23 protein-coding genes are annotated in these 23218 nt (G+C 62.2%); 5 read left to right on the top strand and 18 right to left on the bottom strand.

Translation table 11 applies throughout. The features are described 5' to 3' along the window. Positions 1-8: 8 nt before the first annotated feature. The 3 genes from G471_RS0103400 to rng form a co-directional block, all read right to left on the bottom strand. Positions 9-437, bottom strand: coding sequence for a ProQ/FINO family protein (locus G471_RS0103400; protein ID WP_028994091.1), 429 nt, complete (start codon positions 435-437; stop codon positions 9-11). Positions 438-507: 70 nt separating this feature from the next. Continuing rightward, on the bottom strand, positions 508-1383 hold the full coding sequence (locus G471_RS0103395; RefSeq protein ID WP_028994090.1) for a dienelactone hydrolase family protein: 876 nt from the start codon (positions 1381-1383) through the stop codon (positions 508-510). A gap of 21 nt (positions 1384-1404) precedes the next feature. After that, on the bottom strand, positions 1405-2856 hold the full coding sequence (rng, locus tag G471_RS0103390) for a ribonuclease G (RefSeq protein WP_028994089.1): 1452 nt from the start codon (positions 2854-2856) through the stop codon (positions 1405-1407). 36 nt (positions 2857-2892) lie between these two features. On the opposite strand from rng, the gene trhP reads away from it, so the two are divergent. Continuing rightward, positions 2893-4185 (top strand): prephenate-dependent tRNA uridine(34) hydroxylase TrhP, encoded by a 1293-nt coding sequence (gene trhP / locus G471_RS0103385; protein ID WP_028994088.1) that lies wholly within the window; start codon positions 2893-2895, stop codon positions 4183-4185. Positions 4186-4226: 41 nt separating this feature from the next. Next, positions 4227-5300: an acyltransferase family protein gene (locus G471_RS16565; RefSeq protein WP_051295247.1), complete on the top strand. Its 1074-nt coding sequence runs from the start codon at positions 4227-4229 to the stop codon at positions 5298-5300. Here the strand turns inward: G471_RS16565 and G471_RS0103375 are convergent. Continuing rightward, the gene (locus G471_RS0103375; protein ID WP_028994087.1) at positions 5248-7206 is read right to left on the bottom strand and encodes an acetoacetate--CoA ligase; all 1959 of its coding nucleotides are present in this window, start codon (positions 7204-7206) and stop codon (positions 5248-5250) included. The genes G471_RS16565 and G471_RS0103375 overlap by 53 nt on opposite strands. A 221-nt stretch (positions 7207-7427) precedes the next feature. Between G471_RS0103375 and G471_RS0103370 the strand changes: the two genes are divergently transcribed. Together G471_RS0103370 and G471_RS0103365 are read left to right on the top strand one after the other, a co-directional pair. Continuing rightward, entirely contained in the window at positions 7428-9050 is a 1623-nt protein-coding gene (locus tag G471_RS0103370; protein ID WP_028994086.1) for a methyl-accepting chemotaxis protein, read from the top strand. 126 nt (positions 9051-9176) lie between these two features. Next, positions 9177-9950 carry an enoyl-CoA hydratase gene (locus G471_RS0103365; protein ID WP_028994085.1) on the top strand — a complete coding sequence of 258 codons (774 nt, stop codon included), beginning with the start codon at positions 9177-9179 and terminating at the stop codon, positions 9948-9950. Positions 9951-9959: 9 nt separating this feature from the next. Here G471_RS0103365 and G471_RS0103360 read toward each other — a convergent pair whose 3' ends face one another. The 9 genes from G471_RS0103360 to G471_RS0103320 are packed head-to-tail and all read right to left on the bottom strand — an operon-like array spanning position 9960 to position 15574. Further along, positions 9960-10544: a Maf family protein gene (locus G471_RS0103360; protein ID WP_028994084.1), complete on the bottom strand. Its 585-nt coding sequence runs from the start codon at positions 10542-10544 to the stop codon at positions 9960-9962. Further along, positions 10544-11014 carry a 23S rRNA (pseudouridine(1915)-N(3))-methyltransferase RlmH gene (gene rlmH, locus G471_RS0103355; protein ID WP_028994083.1) on the bottom strand — a complete coding sequence of 157 codons (471 nt, stop codon included), beginning with the start codon at positions 11012-11014 and terminating at the stop codon, positions 10544-10546. The genes G471_RS0103360 and rlmH overlap by 1 nt, the downstream gene beginning before the upstream one ends. After that, a complete protein-coding gene (gene rsfS / locus G471_RS0103350; RefSeq protein ID WP_028994082.1) occupies positions 11011-11376 on the bottom strand; it encodes a ribosome silencing factor in 366 nt (121 codons plus the stop codon). The genes rlmH and rsfS overlap by 4 nt, the downstream gene beginning before the upstream one ends. Beyond that, entirely contained in the window at positions 11376-12029 is a 654-nt protein-coding gene (gene nadD, locus G471_RS0103345) for a nicotinate-nucleotide adenylyltransferase (protein WP_028994081.1), read from the bottom strand. The genes rsfS and nadD overlap by 1 nt, the downstream gene beginning before the upstream one ends. Beyond that, positions 12022-12795, bottom strand: a complete 774-nt coding sequence (locus G471_RS0103340) for a BPSS1780 family membrane protein (protein ID WP_028994080.1) — start codon at positions 12793-12795, stop codon at positions 12022-12024. Before G471_RS0103340 ends, nadD begins: the two co-directional genes overlap by 8 nt. A gap of 3 nt (positions 12796-12798) precedes the next feature. Continuing rightward, positions 12799-13545: a BPSS1780 family membrane protein gene (locus G471_RS0103335; protein WP_028994079.1), complete on the bottom strand. Its 747-nt coding sequence runs from the start codon at positions 13543-13545 to the stop codon at positions 12799-12801. Between the two features lie 9 nt (positions 13546-13554). Further along, a complete protein-coding gene (locus G471_RS0103330) occupies positions 13555-14481 on the bottom strand; it encodes a homoserine kinase (protein WP_028994078.1) in 927 nt (308 codons plus the stop codon). A gap of 3 nt (positions 14482-14484) precedes the next feature. Further along, positions 14485-14814, bottom strand: coding sequence for a DUF2782 domain-containing protein (locus G471_RS0103325; protein WP_028994077.1), 330 nt, complete (start codon positions 14812-14814; stop codon positions 14485-14487). A 31-nt stretch (positions 14815-14845) separates the two neighbouring features. Continuing rightward, positions 14846-15574 (bottom strand): LOG family protein, encoded by a 729-nt coding sequence (locus G471_RS0103320; RefSeq protein ID WP_028994076.1) that lies wholly within the window; start codon positions 15572-15574, stop codon positions 14846-14848. A 4-nt stretch (positions 15575-15578) separates the two neighbouring features. Between G471_RS0103320 and polA the strand changes: the two genes are divergently transcribed. Further along, positions 15579-18278 (top strand): DNA polymerase I, encoded by a 2700-nt coding sequence (gene polA, locus G471_RS0103315; protein WP_028994075.1) that lies wholly within the window; start codon positions 15579-15581, stop codon positions 18276-18278. Positions 18279-18289: 11 nt separating this feature from the next. On the opposite strand, the gene G471_RS18595 is transcribed toward polA, so the two are convergent. From G471_RS18595 to G471_RS16555, 5 genes are all read right to left on the bottom strand, one after another. Continuing rightward, a complete protein-coding gene (locus G471_RS18595; protein ID WP_157272439.1) occupies positions 18290-18892 on the bottom strand; it encodes a class I SAM-dependent methyltransferase in 603 nt (200 codons plus the stop codon). 92 nt (positions 18893-18984) lie between these two features. Further along, on the bottom strand, positions 18985-20376 hold the full coding sequence (locus G471_RS0103305; protein WP_157272438.1) for a hypothetical protein: 1392 nt from the start codon (positions 20374-20376) through the stop codon (positions 18985-18987). Between the two features lie 39 nt (positions 20377-20415). After that, a complete protein-coding gene (gene rffA / locus G471_RS0103300; protein ID WP_028994073.1) occupies positions 20416-21549 on the bottom strand; it encodes a dTDP-4-amino-4,6-dideoxygalactose transaminase in 1134 nt (377 codons plus the stop codon). A gap of 66 nt (positions 21550-21615) precedes the next feature. Beyond that, positions 21616-21993: an EamA family transporter gene (locus G471_RS0103295; protein WP_028994072.1), complete on the bottom strand. Its 378-nt coding sequence runs from the start codon at positions 21991-21993 to the stop codon at positions 21616-21618. A gap of 15 nt (positions 21994-22008) precedes the next feature. Continuing rightward, entirely contained in the window at positions 22009-23217 is a 1209-nt protein-coding gene (locus tag G471_RS16555) for an ATP-grasp domain-containing protein (protein WP_051295244.1), read from the bottom strand. Between the last annotated feature and the right edge of the window lies 1 nt (position 23218).

The raw sequence follows: 23218 nt of genomic DNA, 5'->3' as shown, positions 1-23218 counted from the left end.
GGCCGGTCTTACTTGCGACCGAACTTCTCCGTCAGCTGCTGCAGCTTCTGCTGTTTGAGCGCCTCGGCCTTGTTGGCGGCTTCGACGGCCTTGCGCTGTTCGGCCTGCTTCTTGAAGCGTTCCTTGAGCAGTTCGGCGGCGTGCTGGCGGTTTTCGTCGGTGACTTCACCGGCCTGGCTGCCGTCGAGATTCAGGCGGTGGCTGGCCTTTTCCATTTCGCGCAGGTAGCGCGTTGCCATGGTGTGGCTGCGCATCGCCAGGCGGATGGATTTCTTGCTCAGTTCCGGCAGCGCGGCGAACAACTGCTTGTCGATACCGATGGCCAGCGGGCTGTAATTGCGGAAGACATCGAAGCGGGTTTGCAGGTCCTTGAGCAGGACGCGGATGTCGGTCGGCTTCTCGGTAGCGGCGGGGGTGGCGGATTCGGCAGAGGTCATGATGTTGGCGGACTGAATCGAGGCGCGAAGGTTAGCACGGAATGCCCCTTCGCGCCCGCAGAAATGGCGTTCAGACGCCGTTCTGACGGAACCAGGCGAGCATCCGGCGCCAGCCGTCCTCGGCTTCTTCCTTGCGGTAGCTCGGTCGGTAATCGGCGTGGAAGGCATGCGGTGCGTTGTCGTAGAGAACGATCTCCGAGGCCTTGGCGGCCGGGCTGCCGTTTTTCAGGGCCGCTTCCATGGCGTCGACGGTTTCGATCGGGATGCCGGTGTCGACACCGCCGTAGAGGCCGAGCACCGGGGCCTTGAGTTCGCCGACCAGATCGGTCGGATGACGCGGGGTGAATTCGTTGACCGTGCCGACCAAGCGGCCGTACCACGCCACCCCGGCCTTGACGCCGGGATTATGGGCGCTGTACAGCCAGGTGATGCGGCCACCCCAGCAGAAACCGGTGATCGCCAGGCGAGCGGTATCGGCGCCCTGCTTTGCCGCCCAGGCGACGCTGGCGTCGAGATCCTTCATGACCAGTGCGTCCGGCGTGCGGCCGCTGATCTTCTCGATGATTTCGGCGACGCTCTCGATCTTGCGCGGGTCGCCCTGGCGGGCAAACAGTTCCGGAGCAATGACGAAATAGCCGAGTTTGGCCAGGCGACGGGCGGTGTCGCGGATGTATTCATGGACGCCGAAGATTTCCGAGATCAGCAGCACCACCGGCGGCTTGGCCAGACCGGCCGGTGCGGCGCGGTAGGCGACCATCTCGCCGTCGTGCACCGGCACCTTGACCTCGCCTTCGATGAGGCCGGCGGCGTCGGTGTGGATCGCCGTCTGCGCGGCGACCGGCAGCGTCGCCAGGGCGAAACCGGCGCCCAGGCTGGTGACCAGGAAGCTGCGGCGGTTGAAATGTTGCGGGGGTACCAGGCTGTCGAATTCTGCCTTGTTGTCCATGTTTGTCTCCTCGGTGGGTGTTTACATCAGAACGATGTCGTACTGCTCCGGTGAATAACTGGGTTCGGACTGCAGGGAAACCGATTTGCCGATGAAGTCGGAGAGCATCGCCAGCGCCTGCGACTCTTCGTCGAGGAACAGGTCGACCACCGCCGGGCCGGCCAGGATGCGGTACTCGCGGGCGTTGAACTGGCGCGCCTCGCGCAGCAGTTCGCGGAGGATTTCGTAGGCCACGGTACGCGCCGTCTTGACCTCGCCGCGACCGTCGCAGGTCGGGCAGGGTTCGCACAGCACGTGCGCCAGCGATTCGCGGGTGCGCTTGCGGGTCATCTCGACCAGCCCCAACTGGGTAAAGCCATTGACCGTCAGCCGCGTATGGTCGCGCGACAGCGCCTTGTTGAACTCTTCCAGCACCGCCTTCTTGTGCTCCTCGTTCTCCATGTCGATGAAATCGACAATGATGATGCCGCCAAGGTTCCGCAGACGCAGCTGGCGGGCGATGGTGACCGCCGCCTCGAGGTTGGTCTTGAAGATGGTGTCGTCGAAATTGCGCACGCCGACGAAACCGCCGGTGTTGACGTCGATGGTGGTCATCGCTTCGGTCTGGTCGATGATCAGGTAACCGCCAGACTTCAGGTCGACGCGACGGGCCAGCGCCTTCTGGATTTCGTCCTCGACGCCGTGCAGGTCGAACAGCGGCCGCAGGCCGGTGTAATGCTCGAGCATGGACTCGACCGCCGGCGTGTATTCCTGGGCGAAAGCGCTGAGTTTCTGAAAATTTTCCCGCGAGTCGATGACGATGCGTGAGGTTTCCGGATTGACGAAATCGCGCAGCACGCGCTGACCGAGCGACAACTCCTGGTAGAGCAGGCTGGGCGGGGCGCTGGTCCGCGCCTTGTCGCGGATGTCGGCCCAGGTCTTGCGCAAATAGGCGATGTCGGTGGCGAACTCGGCGTCGCTGGCGTTTTCGGCCATGGTCCGGACGATGAAGCCACCCGGCTCGTCGGCCGGCACCAGACGGGTGATCTTCTCGCGCAGCATCTCGCGCTCGGCTTCGGCCTCGATGCGCTGCGAGATGCCGATATGCTTCTCCTGCGGCAGGTGCACCAGCATGCGACCGGCGATGGAAATCTGCGTGGACAGGCGGGCGCCCTTGGTCCCGATCGGGTCCTTGACGACCTGGACGACGATGCTCTGGCCTTCCGCGAGGATTTTCTCGATCGGCCGTTCCTGCGCCGTTTCGCGCGGCTGCCAGATGTCGGCGACGTGGAGGAAGGCGGTACGTTCCAGCCCGACATCGACGAAGGCCGACTGCATGCCGGGCAGGATGCGGACGATGCGTCCGAGATAGACGTTGCCGACCAGACCGCGGCTGGCGGTGCGCTCGATGTGCAACTCCTGGACAACCCCTTGTTGCATGACGGCAACGCGAGTCTCCTGCGGCGTGAAATTGATCAGGATTTCTTCGGACATAGTCTCTACAATTCTCGGTTTTTGCTGGATTCTACTATGCGCAAGGCGCCCGAACTCCTCGCCCCTGCCGGTTCGCTCGACATGATGCGAACCGCCTTCGCCTTCGGCGCCGACGCCATCTACGCCGGCCAGCCGCGCTACAGCCTGCGCGTGCGCAACAACGAGTTCGGCGACCTGGAAAAACTCGGCGGCGCGATTGCCGAGGCACACGCCGCCGGCAAGCATTTTTTCGTCGTCAGCAACATCTTCCCGCACAACGCCAAGCTCAAGACCTACCTCGACGACATGGCGCCGGTCGTCGCACTCAAGCCGGACGCGCTGATCATGTCCGACCCCGGCCTGATCGACATGGTGCGCACGCAATGGCCGGAACAGGTGATCCACCTGTCGGTGCAGTCGAACACCGTGAACTGGGCAGCGGTGCGCTTCTGGCAGAAGGTGGGCGTCAGCCGCGTCATCCTGTCGCGCGAACTGTCGCTCGACGAAGTCGCCGAAATCCGCCAGCAATGCCCGGACATCGAGCTTGAAGTCTTCGTCCATGGTGCGCTGTGCATCGCCTACTCCGGCCGTTGCCTGCTGTCCGGCTACTTCAACCACCGCGACCCGAACCAGGGTACCTGCACCAATTCCTGCCGCTGGGACTACAAGGTGTCGACGTCCGACGGCGCCCCCCTGCCCCCCGGCCAGCCGGTCAACTTCTACAGCAGCCCGGAGCAGGAAATCCTGCTCGAAGAACGCCAGCGCCCCGGCGAACTGATGCCGATCGAGGAAGACGAGCACGGCACCTACATCATGAACTCGAAGGACCTGCGCGCCATCGAGCACGTGCACCGACTGACCGAAATCGGCGTCGATTCGCTGAAGATCGAGGGCCGCACCAAGAGCCCCTACTACGTCGCCCGCACCTGCCAGGCCTACCGCCAGGCCATCGACGACGCCGTCGCCGGCCGCCCGTTCGACCCGCGCCTGCTCGGCGAGCTGGAAAACCTGGCCAGCCGCGGCTACACCGACGGCTTCTACCAGCGCCACCACGACGCCGACTACCAGAACTACCTGCGCGGCCATTCCGAATCGGACAAGAGCCAGTACGTCGGCGACGCCGTCGCCTTCGACGCGGCGCGCGGCCTGATGCAGATCGAGGTCAAGAATCGCTTCGCGCTCGGCGACCGCATCGAATGCGTGCATCCGCAGGGCAACCTGAACGCCACCATCGGCCGCATGGAAAACGCCGACGGTCAGCCGGTCAGCGTCGCACCGGGCAGCGGCCACCGGGTATGGATTGATTTGCCCGAGCGGTACACCGATTCCTTCGTCGCGCGTTACTTCTGAATCGCCAGTAATCCGCGCGCCTATCGGGCGCGTATGCCGCCATGGCCAACGCCGCCCGCATGCCGCTGATCGACGCCCTCAAGGGCGTCGCTTCGCAGATCATCCTGCTTCACCACCTCGCGCTCTACGGGCCGCTGTCGCTGGCCGTCGCCGCCGCGTTTCCGGATCTCGCCGAGTGGCTGGTCGACTACGGGCGGATGGCCGTGCAGGTTTTCCTCGTCATCGGCGGTTTTCTGGCCGCCCGCAGCCTGTCGCCGACTGGCGGCGCGCTGGCCGACAATCCGCTACCGCTGATCGGGCGACGCTACCTGCGCCTGGTGTTGCCCTTCGTCGCGGCGATCAGCCTCGCCGTTGCCACCTCGGTACTGGCCGACCTGTGGCTCGACGACCCGGCGATTCCCGAACTCGCCACCCCGGGCCAGTGGCTGGCGCATGCGCTGCTGCTGCATGGTGTGCTCGGCAGCGAATCCCTGTCGGCCGGCGTCTGGTACGTCGCCATCGACTTCCAGTTGTTCGCCCTGCTGGCCTTGCTGCTCTGGCTGGGCCGCACGGCGACCCTTGCCTGGCTGGCGGCATTCGGCCTGGCCACCGTCTCGCTGTTCTGGTTCAACCGCGACAGCAGCCTCGACAACTGGGCGATCTACTTCTTCGGTGCCTACGGGCTGGGCGCCGCTGCCTGGTGGGCGTCGACGCGCCGTGGCACGCTAGGCTGGCTGCTGCTCGCAGCCGCCGTCGCCGCGACTGCGCTGCTCGTCGATTTCCGCCCGCGCATCGCGATTGCCCTGGCTACCGCCATGCTGCTCGGCTTTGTCCGGTTGTCGGGCTGGCGCGAGCAGTGGCCGGGTAGCCGGATCACCGACTTCCTCGGGCGCATTTCCTACTCGGTCTTCCTGATCCATTTCCCGGTACTGCTGCTGATCAACGCCCTGTTCGCCGCCCACCCGGCCGATGACCCGGCGGCGGTTGCCTGGTGGATGCTGTTCACCTGGGTCAGCTGCCTTTACGCCGGCCTCGTCTTCCATCGCTGGATCGAGCTACCGGCGGGAAAATGGCGCCTGCCGGCTAGTCGGCGAGTTCGGGGCGGGCGCGGAAGCAATCCAGCGCTTCCGGATTAGCCAGCGCCTCGACGTTCTTCACCGGCCGCTCGTGCACCACGTTGCGCACGGCCAGTTCGACGATCTTGCCCGACTTGGTACGCGGAATGTCGGCCACCTGGACGACCTTGGCCGGTACGTGCCGCGGCGTCGTGTTGGCGCGGATCTGCTGCTTGATGCGCGCCACCAGCGCCGTATCAAGCACCGCTCCCTCGGCCAGTTTGACGAAGAGCACGACGCGCACGTCGTCGTTGCGCCCCGGCGGCCAGTCCTGGCCGATCACCAGCGATTCCAGCACTTCCGGCAACTGCTCGACCTGGCGGTAGATCTCGGCCGTGCCGATGCGCACCCCGCCCGGATTGAGCGTCGCGTCCGAACGGCCGTAGATGATCATGCCGTCGTGCGCGGTCAGCTCGGAAAAGTCGCCGTGGCACCAGACATTGTCGAAGCGTTCGAAATAGGCCGCGCGATATTTGCTGCCGTCGGCATCGTTCCAGAAACCGACCGGCATCACCGGGAACGGACGGACGCAGACCAGTTCGCCCTTCTCGCCGCGCACCGGCCGGCCTTCCTCGTCGAACACCTCGACCGCCATGCCCAGCCCGCGACACTGGATTTCGCCGCGATAGACCGGCAACACCGGGTTGCCGAGGACGAAGCAGGAAATGATGTCGGTGCCGCCGGAAATCGACGCCAGCAGCAGGTCGGCCTTGACCTCGCGGTAGACCCAGTCGAAACCTTCCGGAGACAACGGGCTGCCGGTCGAGAACATGGCGCGCAAGGCGGCCAGGTCATGTGTCTTGCCCGGCGTCAGCCCGGCCTTGGCGGCAGCGTCGATGAACTTGGCCGAAGTGCCGAAGTGGGTCATGCGCTCGGCCTCGGCGTAGTCGAACAGCACCGTGCTACCGGCGGCAAACGGCGAGCCGTCATAGAGCAGCAGCGTGGCGCCGGCAGCAAGGCCGGAAACCAGCCAGTTCCACATCATCCAGCCGCAGGTGGTGAAGTAGAACAGGCGGTCACCCGAACGCACGTCGCTGTGCAGCACATGCTCCTTGAGGTGCTGCAGCAGCACGCCGCCGTGGCAATGGACGATGCACTTGGGCACACCGGTGGTGCCGCTGGAGAACATGATGAACAGCGGATGATCGAAAGCAACGCGGCGGAAGGCCGGCGCCGCGTCGGCATCGGTCACCGCTAGCGCCGACCAGTTCACGGCATTGGCAATGCCGCCGATTTCCGGTGCCTCGGCCAGGTAGGGCACGACCACGGTTTTCAGCAGCGACGGCATCTGCGCCACCACATCGGCATTCTTGGCCAGGCAGTCGACCGGCTTGCCGTTGTACCAGTAGCCATCGACACAGACCAGCACCTTGGGTTCGATCTGGCCGAAACGGTCGAGCACGCCCTGGACGCCGAAATCCGGCGAGGCCGAGGACCAGATCGCGCCCAGTGCCGTCGTCGCCAGCATGGCGACCAGCGTCTCCGGCAGGTTGGGCAGGTAACCGGCGACGCGGTCGCCTTCGCCGACCCCGGCATCGACCAGGAAGCGCTGGAAGCGCGCGACTTCGCGCCGCAGTTCGCGCCGACTCATGCGCCGCTTGACCTTGTCCTCGCCCCAGAACACCAGCGCCTCACCGTCATCGTCGTGGCGCAACAGGTTCTCGGCGTAGTTCAGGCGGGCCTGCGGGAACCAGCGCGCACCGGGCATCCTGCCGCCGTCTTCGAGCACGGTCTCGCCGCGCTCGCCGATGGCGCCACAGAAGCGCCAGACCTGCGGCCAGAATTCCTCGGGCCGGTCGACCGACCATTGCCACAGATCGGCGTAGCGCCCGTAACCGGTCGCCTGCATGAATTGCGCCATGCGCGTATCGCCAACGGTGGCGGGATTCGGGGACCACAGCGGGGTGGTATCGATGGCGTAGCTCATCTTGTCTCCTGTTTTTTTCGTTGATGCGAAAGATAACAGGAGTCGGCGGCAACAGATTGTCGCCGACCGGACATTGGTCAGGCCGGCACGTACATTAGCGAATCAGCGTATGCCGAAAGTCATAGAAATTGCTTCTATCCCCCTAGGGTTTTGCCTAGAATGGCGAGTGGAAAATTTTCCGCAAATGAGAACCATCATCAAACCGATAAAGGGGATCGGGAATGAAGATCAACTCGCCGGTGACGAACGTTGAACAAGCCTTCCCGGATGGGAAGTACATCGTTTCGCGCACCGACCTGAAAGGCATCATCACTTACGCCGACGACACCTTCGTCAAGCTCAGCGGCTTCGCGCGCGAGGAGCTGATCGGCACCAGCCACAACATCGTGCGCCATCCCAGCATGCCGCCGGCGGCATTCGCCTGGGCCTGGGAAACGATCAAGGCCGACCGGCCGTGGCGCGGCATGGTCAAGAACCGCTGCAAGAACGGCGACTACTACTGGGTCGATGCGCTGATCGTGCCGGTGCTCAAGGACAACCGCAAGATCGGCTACATGTCGGTACGGACCAAACCCACCCGGCAGCAAATCAGCGATGCCGAAGCGCTGTACGGCAAGCTTGCCGCCGGTCAGGCAAAGACACCGAAAGCGTCGGCCTGGGCGCACATCCCGCTGAAAACCAAACTGAGCGCCCTGGTCATCGGCATGATCGTCGTCCAGGTGCTCGGCGCGGGCCTGCAGGCTTTCACCGGCGAACTCGGGCTGAGCGCCGGCATGACCAATTGGCTGGCCAGCCTGTTCAGCCTGCTTGGCATCGGCGCCGGTGTTGCGCTGATGCTGCTCCAGGGCAGCCTGATGACCATCATTGGCCGGATCACTGGTCGCCTGAGGAACATCGCGCAGGGCGACCTGACCGACGAGATTCCCTTGCACCGGGTCGATGAACTCGGTCGCCTGAACGACGCCCTGGTGACAATGCAGACCCACCTGAAATCGATGATGGCGGAAATTGCCGAGGCCAGCACGGCAGTGACCGGCGACGCCGAATCGCTGACCCGGGAAATCGACGAGACACGCCGCTCGACCGCCGCCCAGTCGGCCGCCGCCAGCAGCATTGCCGCAGCCGTAGAGCAACTGGTGACCTCGGTCAACGAGATCGCCGACAACGCCCAGCAGGCTTCGGGCGCTGTCCTCACCTCGCACGAACTACTGGCCGCTGCCTCGCAACGCATGGAACAGAGCCAGCAGGCGTCGGACAACGTGGTCACCACCGTCCGTTCGGCCGGCAGCACGATGGACGAACTGTTCCAATCGATCTCGGCCATCGAACGGGTCAGCCAGGTCATCCGCGAGATTGCCGACCAGACCAACCTGCTGGCGCTCAATGCCGCCATCGAGGCCGCCCGAGCCGGCGAAGCCGGCCGTGGTTTCGCCGTGGTTGCCGACGAGGTCCGCAAACTGGCCGAGAATTCGAGCAAGCAGACCGGTGAAATCGCCGCCAGCATCCGCCGCATCCAGAGCAGCACGCAGTCCGCCATCGCGACCATGAGCGACGCCGCCGACCATGTCGGCAACGCCAATGCCGCCGCCGGCTCGGCCCGTGAAGGACTCGACGCGGTTGCCACCCAGGGCGGCAAGGTGCAGGAACTGGCCGGCCACATTGCCCAAGGCACCCGGCAGCAATCCGCCGCCGGCAACGAGATCGCCATCCGGATGGAGGACATCGTCAGCGGCGTCAACCAGACCTCGCGCACCATTCAGGAAGTCGGCGCGCGCAGCGAGGACATGAAGCAAACCGCCAGCCGCCTGCGCGAACTGATCGGCTACTTCCGCTTCATCCGCTGAACGACGCAATCCAGGCAGGGAACGCCGGCCGCCACTAGGCCGGCGCGACCGCTATCGCTAATATGTCGGCTCCGCCGTGCGACTGCCGTACGTGCGGACACAACGATAACGAACCTGGAGAACAGCATGAGCAACGTCGTCCTCAACGAAGTCCACGGCAAGGTGGGCCTGATCCGCATCAACCGCCCGGAAGCGATGAATGCGCTGAACAACGAAGTCGTCGACGGCATCGCCGCCGCCATCGACGCCTTCGAAGCCGACGAGAACATCGGCTGCATCGTCCTCACCGGCAACGAAAAGGCCTTCGCCGCCGGCGCCGACATCGGCTTCATGAAGGACTTCGACTACATGCACGCCTATAAAACGGACTTCATCACCCGCAACTGGGAGCGTATCAAGACGACCCGGAAACCGGTGATCGCCGCCGTTTCGGGCTTCGCGCTGGGCGGTGGCTGCGAGATGGCGATGATGTGCGACATGATCTTCGCCGCCGATACGGCCAAGTTCGGCCAGCCGGAAATCCGCCTTGGCACGCTGCCCGGCGCTGGCGGCACGCAGCGCCTGCCGCGCGCCGTCGGCAAGGCCAAGGCGATGGACCTGTGCCTGACTGCGCGCATGATGGACGCCGCCGAAGCCGAAAAGGCCGGCCTGGTCGCCCGCGTGATTCCGGCCGAGCAACTGCTGGACGAAACGCTGAAGGCCGCCACGACCATCGCCGGCTATTCGCTGCCGGTGATCATGATGATCAAGGAATCGGTCAACCGCGCCTTCGAGTCCTCGCTCAACGAAGGCCTGCTGTTCGAACGCCGCGTCTTCCACTCGGCTTTCGCGCTCGAAGACCAGAAGGAAGGCATGGCCGCCTTCGTCGAGAAGCGCAAGCCGGCGTTCAAGAACCGCTGAGTTCCGCGCTCAGAAACGCCAGCCGAACGCTTTGAGCAGCTCGCCGGTCTCGCACACCGGCAAGCCCATGATGCCGGTGTAACTGCCGGCAATATGGGCGACAAACAAGCCGGCCCGGCCCTGGATGCCGTAGGCGCCGGCCTTGTCCATCGGTTCGCCGGAAAGCACGTAATGCCGGATTTCTTCGTCATCGATGGCACGGAAGCGGACTTCGCTGATCGACTGCACGTAGGCACAGCGCTGCTCGTCGCACACCGCCACCCCGGTGATGACGCGATGGACCTGGCCGGACAGGCGTTGCAGGATGGCCTGCGCGTCGGCGGCATCGACCGGCTTGCCGATGATCTCGCCGTTGAATTCAAGGGTGGTGTCGGCTGACAGCACCGGATGCGCGATCAGCCGGCGCTCGTGGATGATCTGCAGGCCCTGCGCCGCCTTGGCTCGGGTCACCCGTTCGACGTAGGCAGCCGGCGCTTCGCCGGCCAGCGGCGTTTCGTCGACTTCGACTTCGCCGATCAGGGTTTCGAAATCGACGCCGATCTGATGCAGCAATTCGCGGCGGCGCGGGCTGCGTGAGGCGAGGTAGATGCGCATCATCCTTCCCGGTGATAAGGGTGGTTCTTCAAGACGCTGACTGCCCGGTACAACTGTTCGCACAACAGCAGGCGCGCCATGCCGTGCGGCAGGGTCAGGCTGGACAGGCGGATCTTCTCGGCGGCGCGCTGCTTGAGCGCCTCGTCGATGCCGTCGGCTCCGCCGATCAGCAGCACGACGTCGCGCCCGTCCTGCATCCAGGCCTCAAGGCGTCGGGACAGCTTGAGCGTGGTCAGGTCGTCGCCCTTCTCGTCGAGCACGACCAACCGGCACGACGACGGCAAGGCCTCGTCAATGCGCGACTTCTCGGCCGCCAGCAACTGTTCGCGGGTTTTCGAGCCGCGCGGCTCGGGCTTGATCTCGATCACGCTGGCCGCGGCTTCGCGCGGCATGCGCTTGAGGTACTCGGCGCAGCCGTCGTCGACCCAGGCCGGCTGACGATGGCCGACGGCGACGACGAGCAGCTTCATTCGCCGGTGGCCTGCTCCGCCAGCTTGCGGCGCTGGGCCGGGGTGGCCTGCCAGAGTTCTTCGAGGTTGTAGTAGGCGCGGACGGTCGGTTGCATGACGTGCACGACCAGGTCACCGATATCGACCAGCACCCATTCGCCCCCGTCTTCCCCTTCGGTCGAGATGATTTCCCCGCCAGCTTCCTTGACCTTCTCGACCACATTGTTGGCCAGTGCCTTGACCTGCCGGTTGGAATCGCCGGTGGCGATCACGACCCGGTCGAACATCGAGGTCAGCTTGGTGGTGTTGATGACTTCGATATCCTTGCCCTTGATATCTTCAAGGGCGGAAACGACGATTTTTTGCAGCTTGCGTATGTCCATCAGGGGTTTCTGTAAAGGGAATGGGACGAAATATAGTCGAGAACGCCATCCGGCAGCAAATAACGCGCCGACAGGTCGTTGGCCAGCAGCTTGCGAATCTGGGTTGCCGAAATCGCCAGCTGGGTCATGGCAAAAGTGACGATTGCCCCACCCGGTGAGGCTTTGAGCGCGGCGACATCGAGCATGCGCCGGCGGGAAAACTGCGCCGATAATGCTTTTGGCAAGCTCGCCGCTTCGACCGGAAAACCCGGGCGATGCGATACCGCGACATGCGCCAGGTCGAAAATTTCAGTCCACCGGTGCCAGCTCGCCAGCCCGGCGAAGGCATCGGCACCGACCAGCAGGACCAGCGACTGCTGCGCGCCCAGTTCCTCACGCAGGCGTTCCAGTGTCTGCACGGTATAGCTCGGCGCCTGACTCTCGACCTCGGCCGGGTCGACCGAGAAACGCGGATTGTCGCGCGTCGCCGTCCGCACCATGGCCAGGCGCTGGGCGGCGGTCACCTGCGGGGTGTCGCGATGCGGCGGATTACCGGCCGGAATCCAGCGCACGCCGCCCAGCCCGAGATGCGCCATCGACTCCTCGGCCAGACGCAGATGCCCGTAATGGACCGGGTCGAAGGTGCCGCCGAAGATCCCGAGCGGGTCAGACAATTTCGGAAATGCCGAAGATGTCGCGATAGCCGACATAGAAACTGGCAAATACGGTCGGCGCCACGACCAGGCCCATGGTCACCATCACCACCAGCGTGGCAAAGCCCTGCAGCGCCGGCAGGGCGATCAGCAACATGCCGAGGATGAGGCCGGGCAGGACCACGGCAACCAGCATCAAGCCGACGGCGTAAACCAGGAAGGGGCGCCAGTTCATCACGCAGGCGACAAAACTGAAGAACAACGCCTTGCCCAGCGGCTGCCGATGCCAGGCCGCCAGCACCGGCGCAAACCACCAGGCCATCAGCACCGGCACCATGAAAATCGCCACCAGCATCGCCGACAGCGTGAAATCCGCTTCTTCGAGCAAGGCCCGTTCGGCGCGGCTGCTGGCCAGCATGTAGCGCAGCAGGTCGCCGCCGTCGGCAATCGTCGACAACCCGAGCACCGCCAGCGTCGCCACCAGATAAAGGACGCCGAGGGCGATCAGCGTGCGCACGTTGTCGCGAAAGCCGCTGAACAAGGTCTGGATGCTGGCCGACTGGCCACGTTCGATGTTGCGCGCCGCCTGCATCAGCCCCACCGACAGGCCGGGAATGACCGCCGAAGCTGCCAGCGCGCCGATGAAGGGAAACAGGTTGAGAAAAACGACGACGAACCAGTAGCTGATGACCAGGATAGAAAGCACGGGCGGATTACGCCGGTAGATGGCGAAACCGCCGCTAACCCATTGCCAGCCGGCACGCGCCGGCAGATTCACTGCGCGCATCGCTCAGGCTCCCGTGAAGATGTCGCGATACGACGCGTAGACCGCCGCCGAGAACACCGGCAGCAACAACAGGAGACCCAGGCCGACCGGCAGCATGGCGAAGAACCCGGCAACCATCAGGAAAATGCCGAAAATGATCATCGGCAGCCAGTTCCTGGCGCCGGCCGCAAAACTGGCCTTCATCGCCGCCAGCGGTTGCATGCCGTGGAAGTACACCAGGGCCGGCGCGAACCAGGTGGCCATGATGACCGGCACCGACAACAGCAGCACCAGCAGGACGGCCAACAGGAAGCCGCCGAAGGCAATGCCGATGCCGCCGACCCGCCCGGTGATGGCACCGCCGAGCATGCCGCCGCCGATCAGCAGGAAAGCCAGCAGGGCAATGCCGAACACCCCGATGGCGAAGAACACGCCGACCATCACCAGTTGCCCGGCGTGCTGGCGGAAACCGGCAAACAACTCGCCGATCTGGGGTTCGCCTTCGTTGGCGACGGTCCGGCAGATCTGCAGCATGCCGGCGCCGAACAGGGGCACCAGCAGGTGGGCGGCGACCTGTCCGAAGATCGGGACGATGGAAATGGCCATCAAAATGACCAGCAGCAACACGCTGCTACCCAGCCAGATGCCGGGATGGGCGATGAACATGGCCCAGCCCTGAGCCAGCCAGTCGAAGCAGGCGCCGGCATCGACTTCGCGGCTTTCGCCGTCGAAGGCTGCGGGGGCCATCGGGAATTGGGGAGTTTCGCTCATGCGCGGATGCTAGCCGGGGAGCGCCGCCGGGGCAAGGCGGAATTTATCCAGCAGGCGGCGGAAATCGCCAGGATCCTTGACCGTGACCACTTCGCCGGCCCGCGGCATGTGCCGCGCTTCCAGGCGCAGCAACCAGAAACGCAGGGCAGCTGCCCGTCGCACCGCCGGCCAGGCGGCGCGCTCGTCGGCAGTCAATGGGCGAACGCCAGTGTAACCATCAACCAAAGCCGCCAGCCGTCCGTCATCCGGGCACCAGTCGTTGGCGACGACGGCCAGATCGAACAGCCAGGCGTCGATCCCGGCAAAGTAGAAATCGAGCAGGCCACCCAGACGCGCGTTGTCCTGCCACAGCACATTGTCGCGGAAAAGATCGGCGTGGATCACGCCCTGCGGCAACGACGCCCCTTCCTGACCGGCCTGGAAGGCCAGTTCGTCGGTCAGCAAGGCGGCCTCATCGGCCGGCAGCAGCGGCAGCAGACGCTCGCCGACCATCTGCCGCCAGGCGGCGCCGCAAGGATTGGCCGGCGCCTCGCTCAGCCCGGCCGCGGCCAGATGTAGGCGGGCCAGCGTCGCACCAACCACCTGGCAATGTTCGGTGCCGGGGTCGTCGACCGATTGTCCGGGCAGGCAGCTGAGCAGGGCCGCCGGCTTTCCGCACAGCGGGCGCCACAAGCGACCGGCGGCATCGACGGCCGGACGTGGACAGGGCAGACCGGCATCGGCCAGATGCGCCTGCAGGCGCAGATAGAAATCGAGCGCAGCCGGATCCGTGGCCTCGAACAGGGTCAGCACGAAACGGCCGCCGTCGGTGGTCACGAAGTAATTTGAGTTCTGCATGCCGGCGGCGATGCCGGCGTGATCAAGCAGTGCGCCCAGCTCCAGCGGCGCCAGCCAGGCGGCGAGTTCGGCGCGCCCGACCGTGGTATAGACGGACAAGGCTTACCAGCTGTGAATGACCCACATCGGCGGGCGCACCGGATTGGGATTGACGTCGCTTTCCAGCATCACCCCGTCGCCCTGACGGTCGACCAGGTAATAGGGTTTGCCGACAGCCGGCGTGACCCGGACCATGTACAGCTTGCCGTTGATGCGGAATTCCTCGCGGGTTTCCTTGGCATTGCGGACGATGGTCACCTGCGGTTCGAGAGCCGCATCGAACGGCTCCATTTCCGGCGGAGGCGGCGGCACGGCGGGCAGGGGCTGCAGATCGCCCTGCTGGGCCCAGGCGGGCAGCGCGGCAAGCAGCAGGATCGGTAAGAGACGGCGCATGATGTTTCCTTTCGGGTTCGCTGCCATTTTATTACAGGTTGAGCATCATCTCCCGCTCGTTCGGCAGCGGGCTGAACGGCCGTGCTTCGTAATGCTTGAAGATGGCCTCGACCACCTTTTCCGGCTCGTCGATGATCTGGATCAGGTGCATGTCCTCGGCGTCGATCATCTTCTCGCGCACCAGGGTGTCCTTGAACCAGTCGACCAGACCCTTCCAGAAGTCGGAACAGACCAGGATGATCGGCATCTTGCGCGCCTTGCCGGTCTGGATCAGGGTCAGCGCTTCCATCAGTTCGTCGAGCGTGCCGAAGCCGCCGGGCATGACGACATAGGCACTGGCAAAGCGGACGAACATGTACTTGCGCGCGAAGAAGTGGCGGAAGGTCTGCGAGATGTCCTGATAGGGATTGCTCGACTGCTCATGCGGCAGTTGGATATTCAGGCCGACCGACGGCGACTTGCCGTGGAAAGCGCCCTTGTTGGCCGCTTCCATGATGCCGGGACCGCCGCCGGAAATCACCGAGAAGCCGGAATCGGACAGCAAACGCGCAACCCGCTCGGTCAATTCGTAGTAAGGCGTGCCTTCCTTGACCCGAGCCGAACCGAAGATGGTCACCGCCGGCCTGATCGCCGCCAGGCGGTCGGTAGCTTCGACGAACTCTGACATAATGCCGAAAATCCGCCAGGATTCGCGGGCTGTCGCGCTTTTCAGCAGCGCCTCGGTCTCGATGCCCATCACCAGTTTTTCGCTTTCGGTCATTGCCATGCCTCTCTTGTTGTTGGTGGACGGTTCGTCCTATCTGTACCGCGCCTATCACGCCCTGCCCGACCTGCGGAATCCGGCCGGCGAGCCGACTGGCGCGCTGTACGGGGTTTTGAACATGCTACGTCGTCTGGAAAGCGACCACAAGGCAGACTACAAGGCCGTCGTCTTCGACGCCAAGGGCAAGACCTTCCGCGACGACTGGTATCCCGAGTACAAGGCGCACCGCCCGGCTATGCCCGACGACCTGCGCGCCCAGATCGAGCCGATCCACGCCGCCATCGCCGCCGCCGGCTGGCCGGTACTGTGTGTCGACGGCGTCGAGGCCGACGACGTGATCGGCACACTGGCGACCAAAGCTGCCACCGACGGCATCGACACGCTGATCTCTACCGGCGACAAGGACCTGACCCAGCTGGTCGGCCCGCATGTCCGCTGGTACAACACGATGAGCGAGGAAATGCTCGACACGGCCGGCGTCGAAGCCAAGTTCGGCGTCCCGCCTTCGCTGATCGTCGATTACCTGGCGCTGGTCGGCGACACCGTCGACGGCGTCCCCGGCGTCGCCAAGTGCGGACCGAAGACCGCCGTCAAATGGCTGACGCAATACGGCTCGCTCGACGCCATCGTCGCCAACGCCGACAAGATCAGCGGCGTGGTCGGCCAGAACCTGCGCGACCACCTCGGTTTCCTGCCGCTCGGCAAGAAGCTCGTCACCGTCGTCTGTGACCTGCCGGATTTGCCGGCGCCGACGGCCTTGACTGCCAGGGCGCGCGACCGCGACACGCTGCGCGAGCTGTACACCCGCTACAACTTCCGCACCTGGACGCGCGAACTCGACAGCGACGCGCCGCCAGCCAGCGAAGAAGCGGCCGCGCCGCCCGCCGCGCCGAGCGAGGTCCGCTACGAGACGGTGTTTTCCTGGGCGGCTTTCGACGCCTGGCTGAAAAAGATCGAAACCGCACCGTTGACCGCGCTCGACACCGAAACCACCAGCCTCGACAGCTTCGCCGCGCGCATCGTCGGCATCTCGCTGTCGGTGACGCCCGGCGAGGCCTGCTACATTCCGCTCGCCCACAACGGCCCCGGCGTCGCCGAGCAGTTGCCGCGCGACGAGGTGCTGGCGAAACTCAAACCCTGGCTGGAAAACGCCGAGCGCCAGAAGGTGCTGCAGAACGCCAAGTACGACCAGCATGTCTTCGCCAACCACGCCATCGCGCTGGCCGGCATCGCCCACGACACGATGCTGCAGAGCTACGTGATCGAATCCGACAAGGGCCACGACCTCGGCCAACTGTGCAGCCGCCACCTCGGCCTCGCCACGATCGCCTACGAAGACCTGTGCGGCAAGGGCGCCAAGCAGATCGGCTTCGACCAGGTCGACATCGAGCGCGCCGCCACCTACGCGGCAGAGGACGCCGACGTCACGCTGCGCGTCCATGAGGTGCTGCACCCGCAGTTCGCCAAGGAGCCGGGACTCTCCCGCATCTACCACGAGATCGAACTGCCGGCCCGCCAGGTGATCTGGCAGATGGAGCGCACCGGCATCCTGATCGACGGCGACACGCTGGCCCGTCAGAGCCACGAAATCGGCCAGAAGATCATGGCGCTGGAAGCGCAGGCTTACGAACTCGCCGGCCAGCCGTTCAACCTGGCGTCGCCCAAGCAACTGGGCGAAATCCTGTTCGGCAAGCTCGGCCTGCCGGTGAAGAAGAAAACCGCGTCCGGCGGCGCGTCGACCGACGAGGAAGTGCTGTCCGAACTGGCACTCGACTATCCGTTGCCCAAGCTCTTGCTCGAACACCGCTCGCTGGCGAAACTGAAAGGCACCTACACCGACAAGCTGCCGCGCATGATCAACCCGGACACCGGCCGCGTGCATACGCATTTCTCGCAGGCTTCGGTGGTCACCGGCCGGCTCGCTTCCAGCGAACCCAACCTGCAGAACATCCCGGTACGCACCGACGAAGGGCGCAAGATCCGCACCGCCTTCGTCGCCCCCGAAGGCAGCAGCATCGTCTCGGCCGACTATTCGCAGATCGAACTGCGCATCATGGCGCACCTTTCCGGCGACGCCCGCCTGCTCGACGCCTTCGCCCACGGCGAGGACGTGCACCGGGCCACCGCCGCCGAGATCTTCGGCGTCACGCCGCTGGAAGTCGGCCCCGATCAACGCCGCGTCGCCAAGAGCATCAACTTCGGCCTGATCTACGGCATGAGCGCCTTCGGCCTCGCCCGCCAGTTGGGCCTCGAACGCAGCGCCGCGCAGACCTACATCGACCGCTACTTCGCCCGTTACCCCGGTGTCGCCCGTTACATGGAAGAAGCGCGGGCGACGGTGCGCGAGCACGGCTACGTCGAGACCGTCTTCGGTCGCCGCCTGTGGCTGCCGGAAATCCGTTCGAGCAACGGCAACCGCCGCCAGGCCGCGGAGCGCGCGGCGATCAATGCGCCGATGCAGGGCACCGCCGCCGACCTGATCAAGCTTGCCATGATCGCCGTCCAGGGCTGGCTGGAACAGACAGCACGCCAGTCGAAACTGGTCCTGCAGGTGCACGATGAACTGGTGCTCGAAGTGCCGGACGCCGAGCTGGTGGAAATCCGCACGCAGCTACCGCGCCTGATGACTCAGGTGGCGCAGCTGAAGGTGCCACTGGTCGTCGAAGTGGGGGTCGGGCCGAATTGGGAAGCCGCCCACTAGCCGATAACGAGCTATTTGATCGCTTCGATATTCAAACTGATCGGATACGCGCGATCCCCCACCTTGAACAGCCGCCTCGACCAGTCATTTACATCGTGTCCGACACCTCCATCGTCGGGCTGCCAAATCCTGACGCTGGTAAAACCCGCCGCCAGCAGCAAATCCGTCAGATAGTCCTGATTGAATATCACCCGGTGATAGTTGTACGCGTATTCCTGCCCACCCATCAACGCATTGATGATGACATCCACACGCTTTCCTGTCTCTTCGTAAATATGCAATATCTTGTCGAAGTCAGGAACAGAGAGGCATAGCCTACCGTCCTTCTTGATCACTCTCCCCCACTCCTTAAGCACATCGGGAACATCCAGGTGACTGAAGTGCTCCAGAACATGACAGGCATAAACCAGATCAACACTGGCATCTGCGAAGGCATTCAAGCGATCGACTTCTTGAATTTTGTGGACGTGGCGACGCAGTATCGCATCAACATTTATGAAACCCGGATGATCGATTTTGCCGCAACCTAAATGCAGCCTTTTCTCCCCATTGGGTAGCGTCGGAATTTTTGGCCCCCAAAATATCCGCAAAATACGTCCCAACAATAACCGCACTGACTGCTCCTTTGATATTAACGACTAGCCACAAAGCACGTTTGATTGCTTCGGTCAAACATACAAACCCAAAAAAAATGGAGCACCATGGATCAGTCGCCAGTTTTATAAAGAAAGATCCCTTTTCCCTCTTGATTCTGGATGATGAACAACTCGCCAGCCCGGGTAAATTCGGTAATCAATTCTGTCCGGTCCAGCTTTCCTTGCCAGTACGTTGAGGAGTACTGATCTTCAAGGCAGATCGGATGCGTTCTGAAACTATCGACGAAAACCTTGTAACCGCGAAACTCGTCGCACAGCCTGCTGGACAAACAAACCTGCTCTAAAGGATTCAGGTCATAGCGACCGATCAAATCACCGTACTTAAGCCCCTTGCAAGACAAGCCTTCGCCCGACGCAGCCCAGGTCACCACGGCTCGCCCCTCCTTCAAGATATCCTTGGTCAAGTGGTAGCTGAACAACGCGACGAAGAATATCGACAGAAACCTGACCAGAAGACCAGCTTTCCTCACCTGCTCCCGATCCAGTCTATATGGCACCGGGCGCAGGAATTCAAAATAACAGAACGCCACGATCAGGAGGACCGTCGGCTGGGCAACATAGCGGAAAGGCATTTTTTCCAGAGAAAGCGAAAAAATGAAATACGCCCCCGTCACTGCCAGGTAAAGCAGCAAGGGCCGCAGCATCTCCCGCCCATGACGGACTGCGATCAGCATGCCGACAAAAATGAACAGGTACACCACCAGGACATTTTTCCCGAACAGCAACCTGATCCGGTTTTTCAGTGCGATGGCCTCTCGTGTATCCCCCTGCAGGAAAGTGTTCAGACCGTCCGCCGGAAATCCAGCCAGCCCATAAACCAGCAACAGCACAAGACACATGCTGAGCAGTGAGATAAACAACACCTTCAGGAAGCCAGCGCGACCAGCAAAGAGAATGAACAAACCGATCACCGCCGAAAACACAACGTAGCGCGGCGACACGAAAGGCAAGAGAAACAACAGGAAAATGCAGAGAAAAAGCAGCCAGTCGCCGCTCTCCAGCACCCGCTTGTCAAAACATGCAAGCAGGTACAGAACCAGCAGTGAAATCAGCGTGGCCAGCATCTCCGGCCGGATGTCCAGCAACCGGTTGTACAACAGCAGATAAAAAACCACGAGGCCGATAAGCGGATAAAAGAAGCCACCCCGGTCAAATATTTTGAAAATCAGGAATACGCTGATCACGCAAGCCAGAATCTTCAGCGCCAAGGCGCCGTAAAGACCCGCACCACCAACCACCATGCCGAAGATCGCCGGAGCGACCGGAAACGGATAGGCGGCATAAGGCGTGGCGCCAAAATGCACCATGCTCCAGGCATGGTGCAGAAAATATACGTCGTCGGCATTCAGGGGCTTGACCGCATAGAGAATGCCGACCAACAGAGCCAGCAAGCCGAAGATAGTGACGATCCACCTGTCCTTGTGCGCGATCATGCGATCCAAAAAATACTCCCCGGTCCACTCAAGGACATAAAGCGATTCTCAGCGACGAACGGCGTTTCCGAGTATCTCCACCACTCGCGCCAGCTCCTGCTCTGTCATACCCAGCCATAAAGGCAACCTGATCAGACGCTCAGCGTGACTGTCGGTAACTTCCAGGCTGCCACTCACACGACCAAGGCGACGGCCGGCCGGGGAGGAATGAAGGGGAATGTAGTGAAATACACAAGCTACACCTTCTCGCTTAACCTCATCGAGAACCCGGCACCGATCAATGCCTGGCGCCAGCAAAATGTAGTACATATGGGCGTTATGCTCACAGTCATTGGGAATCACCGGGCGCCGGATGAGTCCGCTGGCCTCCAGCGGTGCCAGGTGCTCGTGGTAACGATGCCATAGAGCCAGGCGGGCCTTGGTAATCGAATCCGCTTCCTCCAACTGAGCCCAAAGGAATGCTGCCGTCAGCTCTCCCGGCAAGAAGGAGGAACCAACCTCCTGCCAGGTGTATTTATCGACTTCCCCACGGAAGAAACGACTGCGATCGGTTCCCTTTTCTCGAATGATCTCCGCACGCAGGATCAAATCAGGATCATTGACCAGCAATGCCCCTCCCTCGCCGGATATGACATTCTTTGTTTCGTGAAAGCTGTAGGTTCCCAGATTGCCTATACTTCCCAGGGCACGCCCCTTGTATCTCGCCATTACGCCTTGGGCTGCATCTTCGACGACAGCAATTCCGTGGCGCTGGGCAATTTGCAGGATCGTATCCATTTCGCAGGCAACCCCGGCGTAGTGAACCGGTACGATGGCCTTGGTACGCTCGGTAATCGCTGCTTCAATCAGGCGTTCGTCTATATTCAGGGTGTCGTGCCGTACATCGACAAAAACGGGAACTCCGCCACGCAATACGAAAGCATTCGCCGTGGACACGAAGGTATAGGAAGGCATGATGATCTCATCGCCATCCGAGATATCCAGCAAGAGCGCCGCCATTTCCAAAGCAGCGGTGCAGGAATGGGTAAGCAAACCCTTAGAGCTGCCTGTGTTTTGCTGCAGCCAATTGTGACAGCGTTTGGTAAATGGCCCATCCCCTGCCAGCATGTTGCCAAACTTGGCTTCGGCAATGAAATAGAGCTCCTTGCCGGTCATGTAAGGTTTGTTGAAAGGAATATTCACAATTAACAGTCACCAAATGATTGGAATAACGCGACGGGAAACCAACTCGACGGTACTCGCATGCACCTAGCCGCGCGCGGCGACTACGGTCCCGAGAACGATCAGGCTGACGCCAAGGGCTTTCTGAACAGTCAGTTGTTCACCAAGCAACAATCCACTGAGAAATAGCACGACGACAAAGTTGAGACTCATGAACGGATAGGCGTGGCTGAGATCGAACTTCGTCATCGCCGCCATCCAGGCCAAGGAAGCCAGAAATGCAGCAGCAAATCCGGAGAATATTGCCGGATCGAAAACCAGCAGGAGCAGGAATTTTATTTTCTGCAGGAAATCCGCCGGCATCGGCGGAAACTGTGTGATTCTCCACTTCAGGACAAGCTGACCGTAGACTGTAAAAGCTATCGTGGCGAGGATATAGAAGTAATCATGAAATCTGGCTGGCATTTACCAAACAATCCATTAGGCAATCTGGTCGGAGAAAGGGGCCACGTCCGCGAATATCGCATTCTGTAGCGAATCAACTTCGCGTCGCATCTGCTCAACGTCGTCGTATTTCAAAAACACAATGCCATGCTTATGGGTAGAAGGATCAAGAACCAAATCGCCCGTTCTCCACCAATGCAGCCCATCAAAAATCCGTTCTTCGACTTCCGGAGCGATTCGCAGATCACGGAGGCGACCGGCGGAATGCCCCATGACGCAATGCCTGACGAAACACCCCTTGATGTCTTCCTGCCTCAAATCCGGACAGGGTAATCCTGCCGCGGCCCGAACGATCCATTCGGGATAATTGACACCGGTGGCATGCTGAACCAATTTTATGTAAAGATCCCCGGGCGGGCGGCGACAGATTTCAATGATTGTTGGCTCATCATCGTGCAGAATAAACTGAACGTGAAAAATACCATCTTTGAGCGCCAGTAATTCGCAAATGCGCTCACTTTGACGGATCAACTCCTCGACCGCCCTGTCCGGCACAATCGAAGGCGTCGAGGCCGCAGAAACAAGATAGGGGCTAAGGTGATAATGCTCATTATCACAAAAATGGAAAGCCACCCGTCCCTGGCTGATGAATGCGGAAAATCCGTGACGAGTCCCGGTAATGAATTCTTCAACAACAATGCGCTTGCTTTTTGACCTGTCAAAAGCCTGTTTAACGGCCGACATATATTCAGCGCGAGAGTCCACTCGGTTGATCCCTTTACCTCCAGTCAGATCAACCGGCTTCACAATCAGCGGGAAGCGAAGTTTTTCCATCGCGACGGCTGCCTCATCCGGATCAACAAAGCCACACGCCCGCGGAGTAGGAATCCCGCTTCGCTCGGCAAAGCTTCTATACCGGTCCTTGTGGTGCAGTGTTAGCGCGGTCTCGTAGGAATCATGCCCCGGCAAGCCAAGTTTCTCAGCCACATAAGCCGCTGAAATAGCCGAAAAATCGTTACAACAGGCGCAGACGGCATCAATCCGCTGCGCCTTTGCGATCCGAAGCATTTCATCCGGATCGGAAAAATCACCCGGGCAATACAGATCAGACTCACGATGCCCCATATCTTCGGGACGATTACCACTCGTAATCACTCGATAGCCAAGCGACTTTGCCGCGTGGATCAGGGGGATGTCTGCGTATCCACCCCCAGCAATCATAAGTAGAGGGTAATTAGTGCTCATA

Origin of the sequence: Azonexus hydrophilus DSM 23864, from assembly GCF_000429605.1 — a bacterium.
In the GTDB taxonomy this organism is placed as follows: domain Bacteria; phylum Pseudomonadota; class Gammaproteobacteria; order Burkholderiales; family Rhodocyclaceae; genus Azonexus; species Azonexus hydrophilus.
This window is presented reverse-complemented; position numbering and strand designations above follow the sequence as displayed.